The organism is Aeromonas sp. S12(2024) (genome assembly GCF_041402305.1).
GTDB lineage: Bacteria > Pseudomonadota > Gammaproteobacteria > Enterobacterales > Aeromonadaceae > Aeromonas > Aeromonas veronii.
On record NZ_JBGLRB010000005.1, the window covers coordinates 34,702 to 52,653 of the forward strand.

15 protein-coding genes and 1 pseudogene are annotated in these 17,952 nt (G+C 59.7%); 12 read left to right on the top strand and 4 right to left on the bottom strand.

Annotated elements, in window-relative coordinates; translation table 11 throughout:
- Positions 1 to 91 precede the first annotated feature (91 nt).
- From metK to ruvX, 7 genes are all read left to right on the top strand, one after another.
- A complete protein-coding gene (gene metK / locus ACB035_RS06440; RefSeq protein ID WP_206900326.1) occupies positions 92 to 1,243 on the top strand; it encodes a methionine adenosyltransferase in 1,152 nt (383 codons plus the stop codon).
- Positions 1,244 to 1,311: 68 nt separating this feature from the next.
- A complete protein-coding gene (locus ACB035_RS06445) occupies positions 1,312 to 1,839 on the top strand; it encodes a SprT family zinc-dependent metalloprotease (protein ID WP_058057891.1) in 528 nt (175 codons plus the stop codon).
- Between the two features lie 73 nt (positions 1,840 to 1,912).
- Positions 1,913 to 2,617, top strand: coding sequence for an endonuclease (locus ACB035_RS06450; protein ID WP_371166935.1), 705 nt, complete (start codon positions 1,913 to 1,915; stop codon positions 2,615 to 2,617).
- Between the two features lie 119 nt (positions 2,618 to 2,736).
- On the top strand, positions 2,737 to 3,468 hold the full coding sequence (gene rsmE, locus ACB035_RS06455) for a 16S rRNA (uracil(1498)-N(3))-methyltransferase (RefSeq protein ID WP_064337084.1): 732 nt from the start codon (positions 2,737 to 2,739) through the stop codon (positions 3,466 to 3,468).
- A gap of 114 nt (positions 3,469 to 3,582) precedes the next feature.
- A complete protein-coding gene (gene gshB / locus ACB035_RS06460) occupies positions 3,583 to 4,533 on the top strand; it encodes a glutathione synthase (RefSeq protein WP_005358722.1) in 951 nt (316 codons plus the stop codon).
- A gap of 201 nt (positions 4,534 to 4,734) precedes the next feature.
- Positions 4,735 to 5,289, top strand: a complete 555-nt coding sequence (locus ACB035_RS06465) for a YqgE/AlgH family protein (protein WP_005349793.1) — start codon at positions 4,735 to 4,737, stop codon at positions 5,287 to 5,289.
- 43 nt (positions 5,290 to 5,332) lie between these two features.
- The gene (gene ruvX / locus ACB035_RS06470) at positions 5,333 to 5,755 is read left to right on the top strand and encodes a Holliday junction resolvase RuvX (RefSeq protein WP_005343821.1); all 423 of its coding nucleotides are present in this window, start codon (positions 5,333 to 5,335) and stop codon (positions 5,753 to 5,755) included.
- Positions 5,756 to 5,812: 57 nt separating this feature from the next.
- On the opposite strand, the gene dtpB is transcribed toward ruvX, so the two are convergent.
- From dtpB to ACB035_RS06485, 3 genes and pseudogenes are all read right to left on the bottom strand, one after another.
- Complete coding sequence (gene dtpB / locus ACB035_RS06475; protein WP_371166936.1) at positions 5,813 to 7,318, bottom strand: dipeptide/tripeptide permease DtpB; 1,506 nt, start codon at positions 7,316 to 7,318, stop codon at positions 5,813 to 5,815.
- A 709-nt stretch (positions 7,319 to 8,027) separates the two neighbouring features.
- A pseudogene (locus ACB035_RS06480) lies at positions 8,028 to 8,874 on the bottom strand (LysR family transcriptional regulator).
- An 18-nt stretch (positions 8,875 to 8,892) separates the two neighbouring features.
- Entirely contained in the window at positions 8,893 to 10,065 is a 1,173-nt protein-coding gene (locus ACB035_RS06485) for an MdtL family multidrug efflux MFS transporter (protein ID WP_371166937.1), read from the bottom strand.
- 355 nt (positions 10,066 to 10,420) lie between these two features.
- Between ACB035_RS06485 and ACB035_RS06490 the strand changes: the two genes are divergently transcribed.
- From ACB035_RS06490 to ACB035_RS06500, 3 genes are read left to right on the top strand one after another with little or no spacing between them, the layout of a single operon-like run.
- The gene (locus ACB035_RS06490) at positions 10,421 to 11,350 is read left to right on the top strand and encodes an AAA family ATPase (RefSeq protein ID WP_371166938.1); all 930 of its coding nucleotides are present in this window, start codon (positions 10,421 to 10,423) and stop codon (positions 11,348 to 11,350) included.
- Complete coding sequence (locus tag ACB035_RS06495; protein WP_371166939.1) at positions 11,350 to 12,345, top strand: DUF58 domain-containing protein; 996 nt, start codon at positions 11,350 to 11,352, stop codon at positions 12,343 to 12,345. Before ACB035_RS06490 ends, ACB035_RS06495 begins: the two co-directional genes overlap by 1 nt.
- A complete protein-coding gene (locus tag ACB035_RS06500; protein WP_371166940.1) occupies positions 12,332 to 14,347 on the top strand; it encodes a transglutaminaseTgpA domain-containing protein in 2,016 nt (671 codons plus the stop codon). Before ACB035_RS06495 ends, ACB035_RS06500 begins: the two co-directional genes overlap by 14 nt.
- Before the next feature lie 62 nt (positions 14,348 to 14,409).
- Here ACB035_RS06500 and ACB035_RS06505 read toward each other — a convergent pair whose 3' ends face one another.
- The gene (locus ACB035_RS06505; RefSeq protein ID WP_013724018.1) at positions 14,410 to 15,840 is read right to left on the bottom strand and encodes a sodium:alanine symporter family protein; all 1,431 of its coding nucleotides are present in this window, start codon (positions 15,838 to 15,840) and stop codon (positions 14,410 to 14,412) included.
- Between the two features lie 701 nt (positions 15,841 to 16,541).
- Between ACB035_RS06505 and tal the strand changes: the two genes are divergently transcribed.
- Both tal and ACB035_RS06515 read left to right on the top strand, forming a co-directional pair.
- Positions 16,542 to 17,492 (top strand): transaldolase, encoded by a 951-nt coding sequence (gene tal, locus ACB035_RS06510; protein WP_005338545.1) that lies wholly within the window; start codon positions 16,542 to 16,544, stop codon positions 17,490 to 17,492.
- Between the two features lie 159 nt (positions 17,493 to 17,651).
- Complete coding sequence (locus ACB035_RS06515) at positions 17,652 to 17,834, top strand: DUF3545 family protein (protein ID WP_005338547.1); 183 nt, start codon at positions 17,652 to 17,654, stop codon at positions 17,832 to 17,834.
- The last annotated feature ends 118 nt before the right edge of the window (positions 17,835 to 17,952 follow it).

The following is a 17,952-nucleotide window of genomic DNA, read 5'->3' on the forward strand; positions in this document are numbered from 1 at the left end:
AAAATAGACGTCCAGATGTAGATACCTCTACACCATCCCATTCATCCGGTTATTGCCGTGGCGATAACCCAGACAAGCTGAGACTCTTATCATGGCAAAGCTGTTTACTTCCGAGTCGGTCTCCGAAGGCCATCCCGACAAGATTGCGGACCAGATCTCCGATGCGGTACTGGACGCCATCCTCAAGCAAGATACCAAGGCACGCGTTGCCTGCGAGACCCTGGTCAAGACCGGTATGGTCATGGTGGCCGGTGAAGTAACCACCTCTGCCTGGGTAGACATCGAGCAGATCGTGCGCGATACCGTGCGTGAAATCGGCTACACCCACTCCGACATGGGCTTCGATGCCGACTCCTGCGCCGTGCTGAACGCCATCGGCAAGCAGTCCCCGGACATCAACCAGGGCGTTGACCGCAGCGATCCGCTGGAGCAGGGCGCTGGCGACCAGGGCCTGATGTTCGGCTACGCCACCAACGAAACCGACGTGCTGATGCCAGCCCCCATCACCTACTCTCACCTGCTGGTGAAGCGTCAGGCTGAAGTGCGCAAGAACGGCACCCTGCCGTGGCTGCGTCCGGATGCCAAGAGCCAGCTGACCTTCGCCTACGACGACGCAGGCAAGATCATCGGTGTCGATGCCGTGGTGCTGTCTACCCAGCACGCCGAATCCATCAGCCACAAAGATCTGGTTGAAGCGGTACGCGAAGAGATCATCAAGCCGGTGCTGCCGGCCGAGTGGGTCAACAAGGACACCAAATACTTCATCAACCCGACCGGCCGTTTCGTTATCGGCGGCCCGATGGGTGACTGCGGTCTGACCGGTCGCAAGATCATCGTCGACACCTACGGCGGCATGGCCCGTCACGGTGGTGGCGCCTTCTCCGGTAAGGATCCGTCCAAGGTTGACCGCTCCGCTGCTTACGCCGCCCGTTACGTTGCCAAAAACATCGTTGCCGCCGGTCTGGCCGATCGCTGTGAAATCCAGATCTCCTACGCCATTGGCGTGGCCGAGCCGACCTCCATCAGCGTCGAGACCTTCGGTACTGCCAAGGTCGCCGAAGAGCTGCTGGTCAAGCTGGTGCGCGAGCACTTCGAACTGCGTCCGTATGGCCTGATCGAAATGCTGGATCTGAAGCGCCCGATCTACCAGGCTACCGCTGCCTACGGTCACTTCGGTCGCGACGAGTTCCCGTGGGAGCAGACCGACAAGGCCGAACTGCTGCGTTCCGCCGCTGGCCTGTAAGGCTCGCTGTTGTGATAAAAGGGGAGCCTGGCTCCCCTTTTGCTTATCCGCCATTTGACGAGATGTTGATGTCTGCCACTCCTGCCCAGCTTGTCGCCCTGCTGCAACAACGCGTAGAAGCCTGCTTTGTGCAGGCCGAGGCGCGCCTTGGCCGCACCTTCCCCCGCCCGCGGATCTACTGCAATATGCGGGGCCGGGCGGCGGGATCGGCGCGGCTGCAAACCTGGGAGCTGCGCTTCAATCCCGCCCTCTATCAGGCCAACCAGCAGGCGTTTCTGGATGAGGTGGTGCCCCACGAGGTGGCCCATCTGCTGGTACACGCCCTGTGGGGTGAAGGTCGCGGCAAAAGCCGGGTCTTGCCCCACGGCCGCCAGTGGCAGTCGGTGATGCGGGAGGTGTTCGGCCTTGAGCCCAGAACTACCCACAGCTTCGATCTGGCGGTACTGGCCCAGCGCACCGTGCCCTATCGCTGTCACTGCCAGCAGCATCAGCTCTCTATTCGCCGCCACAACAAGGTGGTGCGTGGCGAGGCCCGCTATCACTGTCGTCGCTGCAAACAGCCGCTGGAGCGGGAACGGCCGGAGCCAGAGCAGTAAGCCAACTTGTGTCGCGCCCCTGTGGTAGGGTGCCCGCCATCGTTCGTCAATCACCCCGTTTGCAAGGAATCTCATGCGTTTCATCTCCTCCATCGCCCTGACCCTGCTGGCCGGTTTGCCGCTGCTCAGCGCCCCCCTGCACGCCCAGACCTTTCGCGAAGCCAAGCAAGATCTGGTGAAGCTCTACCGCAGCCAGCCTGCGGTCACCACCTTCTACTGCGGCTGTGACATCAATTATCAGGGCAAGAAAATGAGCCCGGATCTCGCCAGCTGCGGCTATGAGCCGCGCAAGCAGGCCAAGCGCGCCGCCCGCATCGAGTGGGAACACGTGGTACCGGCCTGGGAGTTCGGCCACCAGTTGCAGTGCTGGCAGGATGGCGGTCGCAAGAACTGCGAAAAAGCGAGCCCGGAGTTCAACAAGATGGAGGGGGACATGCACAACCTCTTCCCCGCCATTGGCGAGGTGAACGGCGATCGGGCCAACTACCGCTTCTCCGACTGGAACGGCAAGCCGGATCAGTACGGCCAGTGCCAGATGCTGGTGGATTTCAAGGATCGTCGGGTGCAGCCGCCCAAGGGGCCGGTACGGGGCCAGATCGCCCGCGCCTACCTCTACATGAGCCAACAGTATGGGCTGCGTCTGGCAGCGCAACAGCGTAAACTGTTTGAAGCCTGGGATCGCCAGTACCCGGCAGAGGGCTGGGAGTGCGAGCGCAACCGCCGCATCGGCAAGCTGCAGGGCAATACCAATCCCTTTATTGAAAAGCAGTGCCAATAACCCCATTTGACCAGGGAGGGGGATCGCCCCTCCTATCATGAAGCCCTTCCCCACTGCCGCGTGAGCCTTGCTCGGCGCAGGATATGGAGGGTTTCCAAGCAAGAGACTGACAAGCAGCCATGCGCATTCCACGTATCTATGAACCGGCCACCCTGCAAGTTGGCCAGACCATCGCCCTGTCGGAAGACGGCGCCAACCATATCGGCCGGGTACTGCGCATGCAGCCGGGCCAGCAGCTCGAGCTGTTCAATGGCGATGGCAATCAATACCCCGCCACCATCGCCAACGTCGGCAAAAAGTCGGTGGAAGTGACCATCGACAGCTGCGACGTCCAATCAGTGGAGTCACCGCTGGCCATCCACCTCGGTCAGGTGATCAGCCGTGGCGACAAGATGGACTTCACCATCCAGAAATCGGTTGAGCTGGGCGTCACCTGCATCACCCCGCTCTTCTCCGAGCGCTGCGGCGTCAAGCTGCCGGCCGATCGACTGGAGAAGAAGCGCGAGCAGTGGCAGAAGGTGGTGATCAGCGCCTGCGAACAGTGCGGCCGCAACGTGGTGCCAGAGGTGCGCATGCCGATGGAGCTCGACGCCTGGCTGGCGGAAGAGACCAAAGAGCTCAAGCTCAACCTGCATCCGCGGGCCGAGTACAGCATCAACACCCTACCCGTTCCCGAGCACGGCGTGCGCCTGCTGATTGGCCCGGAAGGGGGCTTGTCGAGCGACGAGATCGCCCGTACCGTGCAGGAAGATTTCAAAGAGATGCTGCTGGGGCCGCGGGTGCTGCGCACCGAAACTGCCGCCCTGACCGCGATTACTGCGCTGCAATGCCGCTTTGGCGATCTCGCTTGATACTATCGGCCGCATCAATCAGCCTCATGGCTGCATCGACGCAGCCGCAAGCGGCCGATTACGCTGCGCTAATCGACCCTATAACCCTATCGAGCCATTAAAAAGGAACAGCGGATGACCATTAAACTCGGCATCGTGATGGACCCCATCTCGGCCATCAACATCAAGAAAGATTCCAGCTTTGCCATGCTCGAAGAGGCGCAAAAGCGCGGCTATGAGCTCTTCTATCTGGAGATGAAGGATCTCTACATGGAAGCCGGTCGCGCCTTTGGCACCATGCGCCCGCTAACCGTCAAATATGACTATGCCGACTGGTACACCCTGGGCGAGGTGGTGGATCAGCCCCTCTCCAACCTCGATGTGATCCTGATGCGCAAGGATCCGCCGTTCGACACCGAATTTATCTACGCCACCTACATGCTGGAGCGTGCCGAGGATGAGGGTTGCCTTATCGTCAACAAGCCGCAGAGCCTGCGCGACGCCAACGAGAAGCTCTACACCGCCTGGTTTGCCGAGCACACCCCGACCACGCTGGTGACCCGCCGCGCCGACAAGCTGCGCGCCTTCCACGCGAAGCACAAAGACGTGATCTTAAAGCCCTTGGACGGCATGGGCGGCGCCTCCATCTTCCGCATGAAGGAAGATGACGCCAACGTCGGCGTGATTATCGAGACCCTGACCGCCCACGGCAGCCAGTATTGCATGGCGCAGACCTATCTGCCCGCCATCAAGGATGGCGACAAGCGGGTACTGGTGGTGGACGGTGAACCGGTTCCCTACTGTCTGGCCCGCATTCCGGCGCAGGGTGAGACCCGTGGCAATCTGGCGGCCGGTGGCCGTGGTGAAGCGCGTCCCCTGAGCGAAGCGGACTGGGCCATCGCCCGTGCAGTGGGCCCGACGTTGAAAGAGAAAGGCCTTATCTTCGTCGGCCTCGACATCATCGGCGATCGGCTGACCGAGATTAACGTCACCAGCCCGACCTGCATTCGCGAGATTGAAGCCGCCTTCGATGTGCATATCACCGGTATGCTGATGGATGCCATCGAGCGTCGGCTGGCTCAGTGATCGCCAGTCGGGCTAACCAGCCTGTTCAGGGGTAACCCGCCCCCGACAAGCCCGAAAACAGAGAGGGTGGCCCGGCGCCACCCTCTCTGTTTCAAGACAATCCGGAAAAGGGCGGGATCTCGCCCAGCCCAAAAAGCGGTTTTTCCCATGGGGATCAACTGCCATAATTGACCTCAAATACCTTTGCACTATTTGGCCTCTATGCAAACACTGCAAAATCACTTCCTGCTTGCCATGCCAAGCCTGACGGATCCTTACTTCGAGCGCTCGCTGGTCTATCTGTGCGAGCACAACGAAGAGGGCGCCATGGGCTTGGTCGTCAACATTCCGGTCGAGATGTCGCTGGAAACCATGCTGACCCAGCTCCAGCTCAACCCGCCCAACAACCCGGAGCTCAAGCAGCCGGTGCTGCAAGGGGGGCCGGTTCACGCCGATCGCGGCTTCGTGCTGCACAGCTTCCGCCCCGGTTTCAACTCCACCCTGCAGGTGGGGGATGAGATGATGGTAACCACCTCCAAGGATATTCTGGAAACCCTGGGTACGAGCGAAGCCCCTGCCCATTGGCTGGTGGCCCTTGGCTATGCCGGCTGGAGCGCCGGGCAGCTGGAGCAGGAGCTGGTGGACGGCGCCTGGCTGGTGATCCCTCCCAATCCGGCTCTGGTGTTCAAGACCCCCATTCACAAACGTTGGCAGCAAGCTGCCGCCAGCATAGGGGTGAACCCGGTTCACCTCTCCAGCGATATCGGCCACAGCTGATCGGCTGGCCCGCTCCGCTCTCTATTTCGAGGATTTATCAGTTATGTCATCACGCAGCATCATGGGCTTTGACTATGGCACCAAGAGCATTGGCGTCGCCATCGGTCAGGAGCTGACTGGCACAGCCCAGCCTCTGCGCGCCCTCAAGGCCAACGACGGCATCCCCAACTGGGACGAGATTGAGAAGCTGCTCAAGGAGTGGCAACCGGATCTGCTGGTGGTCGGTCTGCCGCTGAACATGGATGGCACCGATCAGGAGATCACGGTACGGGCCCGCAAATTCGGCAACCGGCTGCATGGCCGTTTCGGCAAGCCGGTGGAGTTCAAGGATGAGCGACTCACCACCACAGATGCCCGCGCCCGGCTGTTTGAGCGAGGCGGCTATCGCGCGCTGGAGAAAGGCAGTGTGGACGGGGTATCGGCGCAGCTGATCGTCGAAGCCTGGATGGAAGAGCAGTACAACTAAGCCATCAACAGCAAGGCAAGGGTCGCAGCCCTTGCCTTGTCTCGCACAATCCCCTCATTACGCCTGTGATTGTCCCGCGACCAGCCCTTCGGCCTCTGTCGGGTTCGCATTCATCATCCGGTTGAGCCAGGGCACCATCAGCCCCATCACTACCGCAATCAGCAGGGTCGCCATCCCGATCTTGCCAAATACGCCGGTGTAAATGGGCAAAGTTTGCAGCGGATCCGTCATCCCTTGCGGCACGGCGGTAAAGGTCGCCACATAGCCACCCAGCAGGGACGCCATCGCTTGAGTCAGGAACCACATTCCAAGAATGAAGCCCATCAGGCGTTGCGGCACCAGCGCGGCGACCATCGCCAGTCCCAGGGCACTGATCATCAGCTCGCCCAGACTCTGGAACAGGTAGATAAGCACCATAAACCAGGGGGAGGTCAGCCCCTGCTCATCGGCAAACCACCAGCCGGATGCTGCCGCCGTCAGAAAGCCCAGCGAGCAGAAGAACATCCCGAGGGTGAACTTGAGCGGCATGGTGAGATCACGCCCCTTGCTGCCCATCCGGGTATAGATCACCGCCAGCACCGGGCTACCCACTACCACCCAGAAGGGGTTGAGCGCCTGGAAGCTGACCGGGTTGACGCTCATGCCCAGCATCTCATGATGCATGTTGTTGATGGCAAAGAAGTTCAGTGAAGTCGGCATCTGGGCGTACAGCACATAAAAGAGCACCGCCTCCAGCATCAGCACGAAGGCCACATACATCTTGTTGCGACCCACGGTGTCGAGCTTGAACGCCTCGCGGAAAAAGACAATTACCACGGCGATAGTCACCGTCATCAGCACCATGTTGGCGATCACCACGTGGTGCATTAACCAGGCACAGAAGAAGACCATGACCACCGAGCCAGCCAATACCATCAGCAACTTGCCGTAGTTGAGGGGCAGATGATCCGGCTCGGAGCCGATATCTTTCACCATATTGCGGCAGGCAAAGAAGGTGAGCAGCGCAATAATCAGCCCCACCCCGCAGAGGTTGTAGGTGACGGTATAGCCGTAGTGATCGGCGATGACCGGAGCCAGCGACAGGGAGATGAGCGAGCCGATATTGATCGACATATAAAACAGGGTAAAAGCCCCGTCCAGCCGCGGATCTTTTGGCTGGTAGCATTTTGACAGCAGGCTGGCCGGATTGGCCTTGAACAGGCAGTTACCAACTGCAATGGTGCCCAGCGCATAGAAAATCAGGTCGGGATTGTAGATAGAGAGGCCGGTCATAAAGTAGCCTATCACCAGCACCACGGCCCCGAGCACCATGGTGCGCTTGGTGCCGAGTACATGGTCGCCGACATAGCCGCCGACCGAGATCAGGCCATATACCAACGCAGAGAAGGCACCGAAAGTAATAAAGGATTGCTCTTGGGAAAATCCCAGTTGCTGCACAAAGAAAACCGCCAGGATTCCCTGCACGCCGTAATAACCAAAGCGCTCCCAGAGTTCGACGAAAAATATCATAAAGAAGGGTTTGGGCTGTTGTAACAACCCTGTGGATGCTGTTGCTGGACGCATATCAACCTGCCTTTGCTGAGATTTATTTTTATTAATCTGGTGGTGGCTGCCGCACTATTTTTTGCCCGCCATTGCCATAACGGGGAGCGCAGTCAGCCTGCCAATCTGGCTATTTTCGGGTGCACGGGCCCCGTTCGATGAAAGGTGTCTTTCATCTAGCCGGTTTCAATTACGGGTTATCGGGGGATGGTGAGTGGCGTCTCCCAGTACAGTTGCCGGCTCCGGGTTCTACCTTTGCTGCATCCCTTTACTCAAGCCGGTTTATCAACCTTGATGCTTATTCCCCTCTGCTCCGTCACTCATGGCTGGTGGCCAGATAGCCGGGGCATGGTACGGCCACAGACAACCTGTGGGGCTGGCTCACGCCGCGCTCTAATGGCAGTCACCTACGCAGGCGCTATCTAACCCCGCCATTCCAAGGGGTGTCATGCTATATCACTGGAAATACAGGAACTTAATGGTCGATCACACTTTAAAAGTGACCATCAGTGAAGTTTTCCAATGAAACCACATGAATTTTTTTCGTGAAAAGAGCTTCACTCGAGACGTGCAACCAAGGCCAATCTGTGCATAAAGAGAGTTGAATGGCACACAGTTAAACCCGAACTCGGCACTTAAGTCGTGCAAAAGCCCACTCATCCGGGCGATACGACAACAAAAAGCCGGAGCAGATGGCTCCGGCTGCTCGATGGGCACCGTCACGGCCACATTAGCGTGGCGATTCGTCGTTGTAGAGCCGCCGGATCTCGTTGCGCAGCCACATCACCTTGGCATCCTGATTGTGCCGTTTGTGCCACAGCAGGATGAAGGCGATCTCCAGCTGGGCGTAGAGCTTCTCAGGGAGCGGCAGCGGCATGGCGATCAGATTGTCGTGATGCCGACTGGCATAACCACCACAGTAAGAGGGCGCCACCGCAATCGTTCGCTTCCCACACCATGCTGATCTGGGGGCAGGCCAAAAAATTCTCCAGCGACCACTTCTGCTGGAGCAAGGGGTGATCCTTGCGCAGGAACACCACCGGGCGATCGGTGAACAGCACCTCGTGATCGATGTAATAAGGCAAGCGGTTGACCTTGGCCAGGGAGCGGCCATGGGTCTCGCGGGCGCAGAAGCCGAGATCCGCATCGCCATTGACGATGTCGTTGAGGGAGTGGTGATCCCACCCCAGCATCCTGACTACCGAGTTGGGGTACTTCTGGTAGATGGTCATGGGCAGATCGCTCAGGAAGCTGATGTAGAAGGGGGACTCCATCACCAGCGTGAAGCGGGCACCGTCGGGGATCGCCTCGCTATTGAGCGAGGTGATGCTGTCGGTGAGCTGGAACCAGACCTTCAGCTCCTCCTCCAGAGTCAGGGAGAGGTTGGTGGGCTGCAACCCCTGCCGCACCCGCACAAACAGAGGATCGTCAAACCACTCCCGCAATTTGGCCAGAGACTTGCTCACCGCCGACGGAGTGACACAGAGCTTTTTCGCTGCCCCTGCCACACTGCGCTCCTGCATCAGGTACTTGAACACCACCAGCAGGTTCAAATCGAGTTCACCCAGATTGCGCATATCCCCTCTCATCTTCCATCAGCCCTGCGACCGCGCTTCACGAAGCGCGAGCCATGGTAACAGCCCTTTGACAGCCAGGTAACTGAGCAGTGCCAGCAGCAGAGCGCAGATCAACATCTCGGTCGGGGCAAAGCCAAGTTGGCCCAGCAGCCAGATATAGAGGCCGGAGAGGCTGATCTGCATGATGCAGAGCACCGCGCTGGCAAAGGCCACGTTATGCTGACAACCATCGAGCGCCTCCCCCATCGCCACCCCGAAGCCACAGGAGAACCCGACACAGACCAGTCCAAAGCCGGCCAGCAGCAGTGCGACATCATTGCCCCGCAACCAGCTGCCCAGCAGCAGGCATGCCGCCAGCAGGTAGGCAAGGTGGGAGAGTGCCAGCACTCGCTGCTTGCCCAACCAGCGCAACAGCAGTGGCGTCAGGAAGGAGGTCGACATGCTCACTCCTGCCATCACCATCATGACGACGGAGTACTGCTCGGGGGAAAACCCATACTCCTGCATCAGGATCAGGGGAGAGACACTGACGTAGACCAGAATGGCGGTCACGCTGGTGCTGGTCAGCAGCGAAATCAGCATAAAGCGCGGGGAGCGCAACAAGGCAAAAGGCAAACCGCTGGCACTCTCCTGCCTGTTTGTCGGCCGGGTCTCCTTGAGCAGCAACAAATTCACCAGACCGCTGACGGCAGCCACCAGCGCCATCGCCACGAAGATCCCGCGCCAGTCAAAATGGGACAGGATGAGGTAACCGAGCACCGGCGCCAGCACAGGGATCACGCAGATCACCCCGTTGATCATCGAGAGCGCCATCGCCAACCGCTCCTCACTCAGCACATCCCGCAGCACGGTAAAGGTCATGATATAGAGCGCCCCCGCCCCGACTCCCTGCCAGAAACGGCCGAAATAGAACTGACTTATCCCCTCTACACTGCCTGCCACCAGCGAGGCGAGGACAAAAATCAGGGCGCCCCCGAGCACCACCCAGCGCCGCCCGTAGCGATCGGCAATCATTCCGCCCAGCAGCACGGTCGCCGCCATGCCAAACAGATAGATGGAGAAGGCGGTATGGATCTGCGCCTCGCTCGCCTGCAGGGTATCGGCAATCTGGGGCACGGCGACCAGATAGAGATCGATCCCGACCGGATAGAGGATGATCATCAGAAAAGTGTACAACAGGAATACAGGCATGAACGCTCCATAACAGATTGGCGTGCCGATGCCTGCCAAATCACAGCGACAGGCGAACAGTGGCGGGGCCAAGATGGCCACAAAGGCAGCAACGCAGCGCGTCGCAATGGGGCAACTATATGGGCGCCCACCGCTCTCACCTAGTGAAGAGATGGCGTTCGGTACATTCCAATCAGGAAATATTGTATTGAGCTACGTGCCTGGGCGGCCATATTTAATCGACCAGAGGCCGTAATAAACCGGGTCACCTCCCGCTCATAGCCATCCCTGCGCTGCACTTTACCGCCCGTCTGTTATCCGCCTTGGCCCTTGCGGGCGTATAAGCTGTAGGTGCGACGCAATACAGGGAATGTGTATGAAGGGAATGAAAAGAGAAGAGCAGATTGCCGGGCTGCTGGCGGCACTGGAGCAAGTCATTCTGGGCAAGCCGCTGCAACTGAAAATCGCGCTGGTGACCCTGCTGGCGCGCGGTCATCTGCTGATCGAGGATCTGCCCGGTATGGGCAAAACCACCCTGGCCCACGCGCTGGCACAGGTACTGGGGCTGGCATGCAGGCGGATGCAGTTCACCGCCGATCTGCTCCCCGCCGACCTGCTGGGGCTGCAGATCTTCGACCCCCAGCAGCAAACATTTCGCTTTCACCCCGGCCCCATCTTCACCCAGGTACTGCTGGCGGACGAGATCAACCGTGCCAGCCCCAAAGTACAAAGCGCCCTGCTGGAGGCGATGGCAGAGGGCAAGGTGAGCATTGAGGGGAATACGCATCCCCTCCCCGATCCGTTTTTCGTCATCGCCACCCAGAATCCGGCGGATCAGGCGGGCACCTATCCACTGCCGGAGTCCCAACTCGACCGATTCGCCGTGCGACTCTCGCTGGGTTTTCCACCGCGAGAAGCGGAGCGCCAGTTGCTGCGCGGCCAACAGCCGAGCGGCCCATTACCCGCCATGCTGGATGCTGCCGGACTCGCCACCTTGCAAAGCGAAGGGGATGCCATCCATGTTTCCGATGCCACCCTCGACTACCTGCTGGCGCTTGTGCACCAGAGCCGCTTTGATGGGGATCTGCCACAGCCCCTCTCCCCCCGGGCAGCCCAGACCTTACTGGCGGTGAGCCGGGCCTGGGCGCTGGTGGCGGGGCGGCGCTTTGTCACGGTGGAGGATGTGCAGGCAGTCTTCCCCTATGTGGCCGAGCATCGGCTGCGGGGCAGCTTTGGCGTGCAACACGGCGAAGCCTGTCCCCTGAGCCAGCGATTGCTGGCCAAGGTCGATCCGGACAATCCCTGATGAGCAAATTGCTAAACCGTTGGCAGCAGTGGCGAGCCCGCTGGCAGCGACGCTGGCTCGACCGCCGCATTCCCCCGGCCCGCCAGATCACGTTGGGTACCCGCAGCCTCTTTATCCTCCCCACCCGCATGGGGCTGCTCTATCTGCTGGTGCTGCTCGCCATCTATCTGCTAGGCACCAACTACCAGAACAATCTGGTACTGCTGCTGGCCTACTGCCTCGGCAGCCTGTTTATGGCAGCCATGTGGCTCACCCACCGCAACCTGCTGGGGCTGGAGCTGCTGGGTGGCCCGCTGGTGCTGGGGGAAGCGGGTAGCCAGCTGCCTATCCGTATCTTGGTGCAGAGCCCGCGCCCGGTACAGGCACTTCACTTTAGCCTCAACGAAGGCACCCTCTGGCTGGCACAGGCCGACGCTGTGGCCAGCTCAGTTATCCTGCCAGTATCGGGCTCTCGCCGTGGGCCAGTGCCCCTTGGTCGATTGCGGGTCGAGAGCCGCTACCCCCTCGGTCTGTTTCGCTGCTGGTCCCTGCTGGACTTGCAGCTGGAGGGCTGGCTTTCCCCCAAACCCGCGTTCGGGGCACTAAGAGGGGAACATGCGACCCAAAGCGAAGGGCATCAGGGCCAGCCCGCGCCAGCTCCCCTCGGTGACTTTGATACCCTGCGGACACATCAGGCCGGTGAGCCACTGAGCCGAGTCGCCTGGAAGCAACTTGCCCAAGGGCGCGGCCTGCTGACCAAACAGTTCCATGAACCGCAGCAGGATGACACTCACCTCACCTTGCAGCGGGTCGCAGGCGGGGATCTGGAGCAGCGGCTGGCGGTGCTGGCCTGGTGGTGCGCCGATTACGGCAAGCGGGGCATCCCCTTTACCCTGACGCTGGCAAACCAGACACTGGGGCCCGATAGTGGTGCCGCCTTTGTGCAGCGCAGCCTGCTGGCACTGGCTCAGTTCGATGCCACACCACCGAAGAGCAGGTCAGATGCTGCTCGATAACCGCCGCCTGCTGCCACTCATCGCCCTGCAACAGCTGCTGCTGGTCACGGCGCTCTGGCCCCAGTTGCAACTCTGGGTAGTGGCAGTGGGCGCCATCACCCTCGGCGTCCGGGCCATGATGCTGTGGCGCGGCTGGCCGCCCCTGCCTACCCGCGGGTTGGCGCTGCTGGCCATCACCACTGTGCTGTTGCTGGGGCTGCAGTGGCGCACATTGGGCACCCTGCCCGCCCTGATCAATCTGCTCTGGCTCGGCTATAGCCTCAAGATGATCGAGGTACGGCGCGAGCGGGATATCGAGCTGGTGCTTCTGCTCGCCTTCTTTCTGATCGCGCTGGCGCTGGTGCAGCGACAGAGCATCGGCTGGACGGTCGGAATGACAGTGGCGCTCTGGCTGGCCGTAACCACGCTGGTGGCCGCCATCGCTCCCGAGCAGAAACGGCCTTGGCGCAGCGCGGGCGGCGCCCTGCTGCTGGCGCTTCCCCTGCTCATCACTCTGTTTCTGCTGCTGCCAAGGCTGCCGCCCCTCTGGCAGATGCCCACCACCAGCCGCGCCCTGTCGGGGCTCTCGGAAGAGCTGGCCCCCGGCGATATCAGCGAACTGGTCAACTCATCGGAGCTGGCGTTTCGGGTCACCTTTGCCGATGGCCCGCCCCCTGTCCGCGAGCGCTACTTTCCGGTGATGCGCCAAGAAGTTTTCGATGGCCAGCGCTGGTTGCTGAGCCCCGAGGTCAAAGCATGGCAGCAGACGGTGCCGGTGCAGACCGGGCTGACCCTTCTGGCATCCTCTTCACAGGCCAACACTCAACTGGCAGATAACCCGTTACCCGCCGGGAGCTACGAGGTGAGCGCCGAGCCTCAGCGCCACCGCTGGGCCTTTGCCCTGAGTGCCCCCCGCCTGCTGGCGGGTCCGGTGCTGCTTACCCCTCTCGACACCCTCTATCGGCAGGGGAGCGGCGAGGTGGCGATCCGCTATCGCATTGGCAGTGGCGAAGCGCTGCCCGAGGATGACCACCAAGCCGCCCAGCGCAACCTGCAACTGCCAGCCGGAGGCAACCCGAGAGCGCGCGCCCATGGCCAAGGGCTGGCCGCACGCCATCCGGATCGCGCAAAGCTGGTCGCCGCCCTGCTCGCGCAGTTTCGCAGCCAATCCTATTACTACACTCTGACCCCGCCACGGCTTGGCAGTGACGGGGTGGATGAGTTCCTGTTCGATACTCGGCGCGGCTTTTGCGGCCACTACGCCATGGCGACTGCCTTCGTGCTGCGCGCTGCCGGTATTCCGGCACGGCTGGTCACCGGTTATCTCGGCGGCGAATGGAATCCCACCGGCAACTATCTGGCGGTACACCAGTTCGATGCCCATGCCTGGGTGGAGTATCTCGATGAAGGTGGATCATGGCGGCGAATCGACCCCACTGCGGCAGTGGCACCGGAGCGCATTGAAGATGGCGTGAGGGAGGCGCTGAGCGACGAGTTTACCGCCGCCGACCCGCTCGCTTTGCAGCGTTATCGCAACTGGGCCCTGCTCAATCAACTGCGCTGGTGGGGCAACAATATCGACTACCAGTGGAGTCGCTGGGTGATTGGTTACGATGCGGGCCAGCTCTGGCAACAAATTGGCCTGCGCTGGCCTGCACTGGCGGGACACACACCCTGGTTGATCCTCGTCAGCCTGATGCTGGTCGCCCTGCTGGTGAGCCTGCCCCTGCTGTTGCCCGCCCGCCTGCCGCCAGAGCGGCGTATCTGGCAGCCCCTGCTCAAACGGGGCAAACGCAGCGGCTATTCCCCAGAGCCTGCCGAGAGCATGGGAGCATGGTGCGAGCGGCTCGCGCGGCTGCGTCCCGACCTTGCCCATCCCCTGCTAAAGAGTGCGTGGCTCTATCGCCGCTGGCGTTATGCCTCCCTCAACGACCGGCAACAAGGGCGGTGCTGGCGCCAGTTGCAACGGCGTGTCAGACAGCTCGCCCAGCGCTGGGATCAGCCGCAGAAGAGCGGCTCATAAAAGAAGGGGGAGCCACCGGCTCCCCCTTCAGGTTTTAATCAAGAGGTTTGACTCACCGCTTGTTATTTTTTGGTCGGATTGTCCCAGATCCCCTCTTCCAGCTGGGAGCGGATCTCGGGGTATTTGTTGGCATCAAAGGTGGGCACCTTGCCCAGCCGGAGCTGGTCGTTGTAATCCTTGGCCAGCTTGATGGCGACGCTGGAGAGCAGCAGGATCGCCACCAGGTTGACGATGGCCATCAGCCCCATGGAAACATCCGCCATCGCCCACACAATCGGCAACTCACCCACGGCGCCGAACATCACCATCCCCAGCACGAACACCCGGAACAGCATCAGGCCGCCCTTGTGGTTGTGCTCGAGGAACACCAGATTGGTCTCGGCATAGGAGTAGTTCGCCACGATAGAGGTGAAGGCGAAGAAGAAGATGGCTGCCGCGATAAAGATGTTGCCACCGCTGCCAATCTGGGAGGAGAGCGCCCGCTGGGTCAGCTCGACACCGGTCACGCCGGAGCCCGGCTCAAACTGACCGGACATCAGGATGATGGCGGCGGTACAGCTGCAGATGACGATGGTGTCCATAAAGACCCCCAGCATCTGCACATAACCCTGGGAGGCCGGGTGCGGCGGATAGGGAGTGGCAGTCGCCGCGGCGTTGGGCGCAGAGCCCATCCCTGCTTCGTTGGAGAAGAGACCGCGCTTGATACCGTTGATCATCGCCTGGGAGATGGCATAACCGAGCGCACCCGAGCCTGCCTGCTCAATCCCGAAGGCGGACTTGATGATCAGCATGAAGACATGGGGCAACTCGGTGATGTTCATCGCTACAATGACCAGCGCCAGCAGAATGTAGGCCAGCGCCATAAAGGGCACCACCAGCTCGGCAAAACGGGCAATGCCACGAATGCCGCCGAAGATAATCAGGCCGGAGAGCGCCACCAGCGCCAGACCGCTGACCCAGTCAGGAATGCCAAACGCCACCTTCATCGCCAGACTGATGGAGTTGGCCTGCACCGCGTTGAACACCAGACCAAATGCCAGGATCAGGCAGAGCGAGAAGACCACCCCCATCCAGCGCATGCCAAGGCCTTTCTCCATGTAGTAGGCCGGGCCACCACGGTAGTTGCCATCCTCATCCTTGACCTTGTAGAGCTGGGCCAGGGTGCTTTCGACGAAGGCGGTCGCCATGCCGATAAAGGCAATCAGCCACATCCAGAAGATGGCGCCGGGGCCGCCCAGATAGATGGCGACAGCCACACCGGCCAGGTTGCCGGTGCCGACACGGGCGGCAAGGCTGGTACAAAGAGCCTGGAAGGAGGAGATGCCTGCATTGTCCGATTTACGGCTGTTTTTCAGCACGGAAAACATGTGGCCAAAGTGACGGATCTGGATAAAACCCAGGCGGAAGGTGAAAAAGATACCGACCCCGATGAGCAGGTAGATGAGCACGGCTCCCCACATCAGGTCATTTAGCATCGCAATCAAGGTGTCCATAATTCTCTCGTTGTTATTCACATCCATGGCCAGTCTGCGCTGACCGTTTTCTGTCTGTCGTTTAATTAGCGTTTCGCTAAAGGGGCGGAATCTAGCACAGCGGGAGAGCCCGGAATAGTGATCCCGGTCACGCGAGACACAAAAAACGAACGGTAAAAGCCCATAAAGCTCCATTTAAATCGCAAACTTTCAACAAACTCAATAATTCAATCAGACAGGCCACCATTAAGCCCCATAAGAGAACCATTTTGATATATCCCTGATGAGCTATGCGAAAACGCAAACGCTTGCATGAAATGGCTTTCAAATGGCGACATTTCGCCAAACGTTTTCGCTGTAATTAAATTTCAAGTACGTAGCGAGATAATTTATGTGATCGACGACACAAATATGGATATTGGCTAAAAAAGTTCAGCTGAAAGCAAACCGGAGCGAGGTCGAAGGGAAATGTAAAAAACCTTACTAATCATATAGTTTCAAGCCATAAAACGGGATAACTCAACAGCCTGAATGTTTAACAACCAAGCGCCCCTATTGCAGGATGCAGCACATCAGTATTAATTAGGCAGGCAATGACGATGGGCCGCCCCCATCGCGCTTTTCTGAGCCTGAGGCACCAAGATCCTGTAATTTTATTTCAGAACCACCGTCTCAAGCCCGCAACCCAGGGATTACTCCCTCATTAAGAGATGATATTCGCTATGGCCGATAAATTAACCCAGCTGAAAGCCCTGACCACTGTTGTTGCCGACACCGGTGATATCGAAGCCATCAAACGCTATCAGCCCATCGATGCCACCACTAACCCCTCTCTGGTTCTGAAGGCCTCCGAGATCCCCGAGTACGCTCCGCTGATCGAAGACGCCATCAACTGGGCCAAAGCCCAGAGCCAGGACAAGGCACAGCAAATCATCGACGCGGGCGACAAGCTGGCCGTCAACATCGGTCTGGAAGTGCTGAAGATCGTTCCGGGCCGTATCTCTACCGAAGTGGATGCCCGTCTCTCCTTCGATACCGAAGCCAGCATCGCCAAGGCCCGCAAGCTGATCCGTCTCTACAACGAAGCGGGTATCAGCAACGACCGCATTCTGATCAAGCTGGCCTCCACCTGGGAAGGGATCCGTGCCGCCGAGGTACTGGAGAAAGAGGGTATCCAGTGCAACCTGACCCTGCTGTTCTCCTTCGCCCAGGCCCGTGCCTGTGCCGAAGCCGGTGCCTTCCTGATCTCCCCATTCGTGGGTCGTATCCTCGACTGGTACAAGGCCAAAAATGGCCGTGATTACACCGCCAGCGAAGATCCGGGCGTGGTCTCCGTCACCTCCATCTACAACTACTACAAGCAGCACGACTACCCGACCGTCGTGATGGGCGCCAGCTTCCGCAACACCGGCGAGATCCTGGAACTGGCCGGTTGTGACCGCCTGACCATTGGCCCGGCCCTGCTGGAAGAGCTGAGCAAGACCGAAGGCGCCGTGGTACGCAAACTGGACTACACCGGTGAGCGCAAGGCCAAACCGACTCCGATGACCGAAGCCGAATTCCGCTGGGAACTGAACCAGGATGCCATGGCTCACGAGAAGCTGGGCGAAGGTATCCGCATGTTCGCCATCGACCAGGGCAAGCTGGAAACCATGCTGGCAAGCCGCCTGTAATCAGTTCTTTTTTCTGATAAAAACCGGGCCCCCACCAAGGGGCCCGGTTTTTTTCATGGGCTTTTTTAGCGCTGTCATAGAGTCGTCACGAAAACGTTTTAATTTCAGATTCGTTATGTTATACGGGTGGTGAAAACGATAAAAACCAAGGAGGGAGCCATGGAAATGTTCAACTTCGATTATGACGAGGTGGTTGAACTCGGTTCGCGTAGCCGCGGGACAACGGGAAAAAAACGTAAATGGCGTGAAATCGAGGCGTTGAAAGACAAACATCGCCTGCAGAAGGAGCTGCAATCCATCGATATCGCCTATGAAGGTCTTACAGACGAGATTGAACTGTAATACCGCCAGACACCTGTAAAAGCGCTCCGCACAGTCGGGGCGCTTTTTTTTGCCGCAATCGGATGAGCAAGCGGCTTGTCATGCCACCGCTAGCGATGCCAAAGGATGCTGCAGGCTA

What these genes read in the sequence shown, in the direction of transcription:
- ACB035_RS06515 (WP_005338547.1), top strand. Translation starts at nt 17,652, where the DNA reads ATGGAAATGTTCAACTTCGATTATGACGAGGTGGTTGAACTCGGTTCG.
- ruvX (WP_005343821.1), top strand. Translation starts at nt 5,333, where the DNA reads ATGTCATCACGCAGCATCATGGGCTTTGACTATGGCACCAAGAGCATT.
- ACB035_RS06490 (WP_371166938.1), top strand. Translation starts at nt 10,421, where the DNA reads ATGAAGGGAATGAAAAGAGAAGAGCAGATTGCCGGGCTGCTGGCGGCA.
- gshB (WP_005358722.1), top strand. Translation starts at nt 3,583, where the DNA reads ATGACCATTAAACTCGGCATCGTGATGGACCCCATCTCGGCCATCAAC.
- ACB035_RS06450 (WP_371166935.1), top strand. Translation starts at nt 1,913, where the DNA reads ATGCGTTTCATCTCCTCCATCGCCCTGACCCTGCTGGCCGGTTTGCCG.
- ACB035_RS06500 (WP_371166940.1), top strand. Translation starts at nt 12,332, where the DNA reads ATGCTGCTCGATAACCGCCGCCTGCTGCCACTCATCGCCCTGCAACAG.
- ACB035_RS06465 (WP_005349793.1), top strand. Translation starts at nt 4,735, where the DNA reads ATGCAAACACTGCAAAATCACTTCCTGCTTGCCATGCCAAGCCTGACG.
- ACB035_RS06445 (WP_058057891.1), top strand. Translation starts at nt 1,312, where the DNA reads ATGTCTGCCACTCCTGCCCAGCTTGTCGCCCTGCTGCAACAACGCGTA.
- ACB035_RS06495 (WP_371166939.1), top strand. Translation starts at nt 11,350, where the DNA reads ATGAGCAAATTGCTAAACCGTTGGCAGCAGTGGCGAGCCCGCTGGCAG.
- dtpB (WP_371166936.1), bottom strand. Translation starts at nt 7,318, where the DNA reads ATGCGTCCAGCAACAGCATCCACAGGGTTGTTACAACAGCCCAAACCC.
- tal (WP_005338545.1), top strand. Translation starts at nt 16,542, where the DNA reads ATGGCCGATAAATTAACCCAGCTGAAAGCCCTGACCACTGTTGTTGCC.
- ACB035_RS06485 (WP_371166937.1), bottom strand. Translation starts at nt 10,065, where the DNA reads ATGCCTGTATTCCTGTTGTACACTTTTCTGATGATCATCCTCTATCCG.
- ACB035_RS06505 (WP_013724018.1), bottom strand. Translation starts at nt 15,840, where the DNA reads ATGGACACCTTGATTGCGATGCTAAATGACCTGATGTGGGGAGCCGTG.
- rsmE (WP_064337084.1), top strand. Translation starts at nt 2,737, where the DNA reads ATGCGCATTCCACGTATCTATGAACCGGCCACCCTGCAAGTTGGCCAG.
- metK (WP_206900326.1), top strand. Translation starts at nt 92, where the DNA reads ATGGCAAAGCTGTTTACTTCCGAGTCGGTCTCCGAAGGCCATCCCGAC.